4 protein-coding genes are annotated in these 3,715 nt (G+C 76.9%); 1 reads left to right on the top strand and 3 read right to left on the bottom strand.

What is annotated here, in order from left to right; translation table 11 throughout:
- On the top strand, positions 1-738 hold a 738-nt coding region (locus ABEB16_RS15850), incomplete at its 5' end, for a hypothetical protein (RefSeq protein WP_345713191.1).
- Between the two features lie 90 nt (positions 739-828).
- On the opposite strand, the gene ABEB16_RS15845 is transcribed toward ABEB16_RS15850, so the two are convergent.
- The 3 genes from ABEB16_RS15845 to ABEB16_RS15835 all read right to left on the bottom strand — a co-directional run.
- The gene (locus ABEB16_RS15845) at positions 829-1,851 is read right to left on the bottom strand and encodes an ABC transporter ATP-binding protein (protein ID WP_425560221.1); all 1,023 of its coding nucleotides are present in this window, start codon (positions 1,849-1,851) and stop codon (positions 829-831) included.
- Complete coding sequence (locus ABEB16_RS15840; RefSeq protein WP_345713189.1) at positions 1,830-2,855, bottom strand: ABC transporter ATP-binding protein; 1,026 nt, start codon at positions 2,853-2,855, stop codon at positions 1,830-1,832. The genes ABEB16_RS15845 and ABEB16_RS15840 overlap by 22 nt, the downstream gene beginning before the upstream one ends.
- The coding region (locus ABEB16_RS15835) for an ABC transporter permease (RefSeq protein WP_425560220.1) at positions 2,852-3,715 on the bottom strand (864 nt) is incomplete at its 5' end. The genes ABEB16_RS15835 and ABEB16_RS15840, both read right to left, overlap by 4 nt.

Here is a 3,715-nt window from a genome sequence, read left to right as displayed (position 1 = left end):
TACGTCGGTGGTGCGGCGGACGGGTTGACGTGCCTGACGGCCTGGCAGGGCTCCTCGTGGGCCGAGGACTCCTCCGGTGGCCCGAGCCTGACGGCCGACCCGGTGGCCGACTGCCAGCGCTACCAGGAGCTGACGGGCGCAGAGCCCATCCCGGACCCGGTGGCGTTCACGTACGAGGGGTACCTCGTCGTGGCCCCGCGCTCGGAGGTCCCCGCGGACGGTGAGGTGCTGGCGGCCCCCACCGCCGAGGACGCCGCCGCGTTCGAGCTGGACGCGAGCCTGCAGGACCACGTCGACGGCGTGCGGTCCGGGTGCTTCTCCGAGGACGAGGCGGTGTCGTTCGCCGCGCGGGAGCTGGAGCGGCAGGGGCTGACCGGCTGGACGGTCGCGGTGGTGCCCGCCGACAACCCCGGTGGGGACGCCGACCTGCCCTGCGCCGTGGCGCACGCGGATCCGGCCACGAGGCAGGCGCAGGTGCTGCCGCACCGGGCCGGATCGGTCGACCACGGCCTGGACGGTGACCTGGCGGTCCTGCGCGACGCCCTGCGCGCCGGGATCGCCGAGCGCTGCGTGGGCCTGCCCGAGGCCGAGGCGCTGGCGACGGCGGCGCTGGGCGCGGAGCACCACTGGCCGCTGTCGGCGATCCCCGACCCGGACGCGGCCTGCACCCGGGTAGACCTGGAGATCGGCGGCAGCGTCCAGGTCACCCTGCGCGGGCCGGAGGTGCCCCGGCCCTGAGGTCCGGGGCAGCGGGTGGGCGGGGACGTCCCGCGCGCGACGCGCGGGCGTGTCGGCGCGGGACGTCCCCGCCTCGGGCCGGGCTCGGCCTCAGCCCCGCACCGGCTCCCCCACCACCCCGTGCAGGTGGCAGGCCGCCAGCTGCCCGTCGCCGCGGTCGGCGAGCGCGGGGTCCACCCGCGGGCACGGCTCGAACGCGTCCGGGCAGCGGGTGCGGAACCGGCACCCGGTGGGCACCGCCGTCGCCGAGGGCACGTCGCCACCCAGCACGATCCGCTGCCGCCCGCGCTCGGCGGCCGGGGAGGGCACCGGCACCGCCGACAGCAGCGCCCGGGTGTACGGGTGCTTCGGCCGCGAGGCGACCTGCGCGGCGGTGCCCACCTCCACGACCCGGCCCAGGTACATCACCGCGATGCGGTCCGAGACGTGGCGGACGGCGGCGAGGTCGTGGGACACGAACAGGTACGTCAGCCCCAGCCGCCGCTGCAGGTCGCGCAGCAGGTTCAGCACCTGCGCCTGCACGCTGACGTCCAGGGAGGCGATCGCCTCGTCGCAGACCACGAAGTCCGGCTCGGCGGCCAGGGCGCGGGCGATGCCGATGCGCTGGCGCTGCCCGCCGGAGAACTCGTGCGGGTAGCGGCCGGCGACGCCCGGGTCCAGGCCCACGAGGTCCAGCAGCTCCGCCACGCGCGCGGACCGGGCGGACGCGCCGGGGTGCAGGCCGTGGATCTCCAGCGGCTCGGCGACGGCGCGCCCGACGGGCACGCGCGGGTCGAGGGAGGCGTAGGGGTCCTGGAACACCATGACGGCGCGCCGCCGCAGCGCCCGCAACCGCCGCGCGTCCATCGCGGTGACGTCCTGCCCGTCGAAGGTGACGGTGCCGCCGGTGGGTTCCACCAGCCGCAGCAGGGCGTTGCCCAGGGTGGACTTGCCGCAGCCGGACTCCCCCACCAGCCCGAGGGTCTCCCCCCGCACGACGTCCAGGTCCACCCCGTCGACGGCGCGCACCGCGCCCACCGGGCGGCGGCGCAGGCCGCGCGAGCGCACCGGGAAGTGCACCTGCAGGCCGCGGGCGGAGACCAGCACGTCGCTCACGAGCCCTCCCCGCACCACGTCGCGGCCCGGTGCACGAGGGCGCCGGGTGGGGCACCGGGTGGGGCACCGCGCGGGCCGACGGGCGCCAGCGGCGGCTGCTCGTGCTCGCAGCGCGGGTCCGAGCGCAGCGGGCAGCGGGCCCAGAACACGCACCCGTCGGGCAGTTCCGTCGGCAGCGGCGGGGTGCCGGGCACGGTGACGAGGTCCGGGGCCCGCGCGCTGTCCAGCGCCGCGCCGAGCCGGGCGGGCAGCGCCCCGAGCAGGCCGCGGGTGTAGGGGTGGGCGGGGCGCTCGAACACGTCGTCGACGCCGCCGTCCTCCACGCAGCGCCCGCCGTACATCACCAGCACCCGGTCGGCGGTTCCGGCGACGACGCCGAGGTCGTGGGTGATCCACACCACCGCCGTGCCGCGCTCGGCCTGCAACCGGGCGACGAGGTCGAGGATCTGCGCCTGGACGGTGACGTCGAGGGCGGTGGTGGCCTCGTCGGCGACGAGCAGCCGCGGCTCGCCCGACAGCGCGATCGCGATGACCACCCGCTGCCGCATCCCGCCCGACAGCTCGTGCGGGTAGCGCTCCAGCGCCCGGCGCGGTTCGGGCAGGCCGACGTCGGCGAGCAGTTCCGCGGCGCGCTCGGCCGCCTGCCGCCGCGACAGCTCACCGTGGGCGCGCAGCCCCTCGGTGATCTGCCGCCCGACGGTGAGGACCGGGTTCAGCGAGGTCATCGGGTCCTGGAACACCATGCCGATGCCGTTGCCGCGCACCGTGCGCAGCTGCGCGTCGGACATCGCGAGCAGGTCCCTGCCCTCGAACTGCGCGGTGCCGGTGACGGTGGCGGTGCGCGGCAGCAGCCCGAGCAGCGCCAGCACGGAGACGCTCTTGCCGCTGCCGGACTCCCCCACGACGGCGACGGTCTCACCGGCGTGCACGGCGTAGTCGAGGCCGTTGACGACGCGCGCCTCGCCGGCCGGGGTGCGCAGCCGCACCCGCAGGTCCCGCACGTCCAGCACCGGGGCGCTCACGGGCGGGCCCCCGCCCGCCGCGACCGCCGCTTCGAGCCGGCCTCCATCGCGCTGCGCTGCTGCGGGTCCAGGGCGTCGCGCAGCCCGTCCCCGAGCAGGTTGAAGGACAGCACGAGCAGGAAGATGGCCGCGCCGGGGAACACCGCCATCCACCACGCCTGCTCCAGGAACCCGCGCCCGTCGGCGAGCATCCGGCCCCAGGACGGCGCCGGCGGCTGGATGCCGAGCCCCGCGAACGACAGCGCCGCCTCGGCCAGCACCGCGAAACCCAGGCTCACCGACGTCTGCACGATGATCGGCGGGGCGGCGTTGGGCAGCACGTGCCGCAGCAGCAGCCGCGCGTCGGAGGCGCCCAGGGAGCGCGAGGCCCGCACGTACACCTGCTCGCGCACCCCGAGGACCGCGGCGCGCGCCACCCGGGCGAACACCGGCGTGTAGGTGATGCCGATGGCGAGCATCGCGTTCGTCGTCCCCGGCCCGAGCACCGCGATGACCGCGATCGCCAGCAGCAGCGCGGGGAACGCGAAGAGCACGTCCATCAGCCGCATGAGGACCGCGTCCGCCCAGCGGCCGTGGTAACCGGCGAGCGCGCCCACCAGGGTGCCGGCGACCAGGGAGATCCCGACGGCCACGAGGCCCACCTGCAGGCTGACCCGCGCGCCGAGCAGCACCCGCGACAGCACGTCGCGGCCGAGGTCGTCGGTGCCGAACCAGTGCTGCGCCGAGGGGCCCTGCAACCGGTTCTGGACGTCGACCTCGTTGGGTCCGGACGGGGCGAGCTGGTCGTCGAGCAGCGCGACGAGCACGACCGCCAGCGGCACGAGCGCGGCGGCGGCGGCGTTGGGGGTGCGGGCGAGTTC

This window comes from Kineococcus glutinatus (assembly GCF_039542765.1).
Lineage (GTDB): Bacteria > Actinomycetota > Actinomycetes > Actinomycetales > Kineococcaceae > Kineococcus_A > Kineococcus_A glutinatus.
This window is presented reverse-complemented; position numbering and strand designations above follow the sequence as displayed.